The sequence below is a fragment of the Vibrio sp. 10N.222.49.C9 genome, assembly GCF_041474985.1.
Lineage (GTDB): Bacteria > Pseudomonadota > Gammaproteobacteria > Enterobacterales > Vibrionaceae > Vibrio > Vibrio crassostreae_C.
Genome location: NZ_JBFRVD010000311.1, coordinates 1 through 447 on the forward strand (window position 1 = coordinate 1; position 447 = coordinate 447).

At 43.8% G+C, this 447-nt stretch carries 1 pseudogene; it reads left to right on the plus strand.

The features are described 5' to 3' along the window. Nucleotides 1–163: 163 nt before the first annotated feature. Nucleotides 164–447, plus strand: a pseudogene (locus tag AB4585_RS23280) (ribosome biogenesis GTPase RsgA); the annotation flags it as partial.

Genomic DNA, 447 nt, shown 5'->3' on the forward strand with positions numbered 1-447 from the left:
GAATGAAATTGCCTATTATTGTTGTGAAAGAATGAAATCTCAGTGGAGTGACTAATATGGGCTGCATAAAAGTAAGCCGTGACCGCTTAGTCTCGCATCTTGAGGTCAATTGGGTATATCATACTCCTCAATTATAGAAAGCCAACTGGACACTAAATAATACATGGCTAAAAAGAAGAAGCTAACCAAAGGGCAAGTACGTCGAGTGCGCGGCAATCAAAAGAAGCGACTGCAACAAGACAATACTGTTCAATGGGATGAGCAAATGCTTGGTGAAGCCAAGAAGGGCTTAGTCATCACTCGATTTGGGCAACATGCCGATATTGAAGATAGTGAGACTGGAGAGATTCATCGCTGCAACTTACGCCGTGGTATTGAAAGCTTGGTCTCCGGTGACCGCGTATTATGGCGAATTGGTCTTGAGTCTATGGCTGGTATCTCTGGTGT